Raw genomic sequence first — 596 nt, 5'->3', positions numbered from 1 at the left:
GGTCCAGCGGCTGCCGGCCCGGTCATCGGCGATCCCGCAGCGCGGCCGCGTACTCGTCACGAACCTGCTGGTCGGAGACCCGGGTGTCGATCCGAGTCGACTCCGGTGAGGCGTGTCCGAGGCGTCGTTGCAACGCCAACTCCCGCATCCCCGCCTCCCACATCGCTGTCGCGTGGGTGCCGCAGGGCGTTTGGGGTTTTGTCCACCGTGCGTATCCCGAGCGTGTCCAGCCGCCGGGCGAACATCCGCACGAGCGCGGCATACGAGAGCGGCTCGCAGCGACGAGCGCCCCAGCCCCCGACCAGAAACACGAACGGACTCGGTGCGTCGACCGGACGTTCATGGAGCACATACCGATTGACCGCATCCAACGTGCGAGGCTCGAGCAGGTCGACGACCCGTTCGTGCCGGGACTTCGCCCGCACGCCCCGCGGATGGTCGTCTCGTTTACGAATCGTGACCCGCCGTCGGCCGTAGGCGATATGGCCGAGCTGGAGCCCGAGCACCTCTCCCGGCCGCAGGGCACCGTCGAGCATCAACAGCACCATCGTCAGATCCCGCAAACAGGTCATGCTCTCCAGCAGCGCAGTCACCTC

At 68.0% G+C, this 596-nt stretch carries 1 protein-coding gene; it reads right to left on the bottom strand.

All coding sequences use genetic code 11. From position 1 onward, the window contains the following. Positions 1 to 56: 56 nt before the first annotated feature. Positions 57 to 596: tyrosine-type recombinase/integrase (locus MLGJGCBP_RS24085; protein ID WP_160098644.1), on the bottom strand; the 540-nt coding region annotated here is incomplete at its 5' end.

It is taken from the genome of Rhodococcus sp. T7, from assembly GCF_009872365.1.
Classification (GTDB): Bacteria; Actinomycetota; Actinomycetes; order Mycobacteriales; family Mycobacteriaceae; genus Rhodococcus_F.
This window is presented reverse-complemented; position numbering and strand designations above follow the sequence as displayed.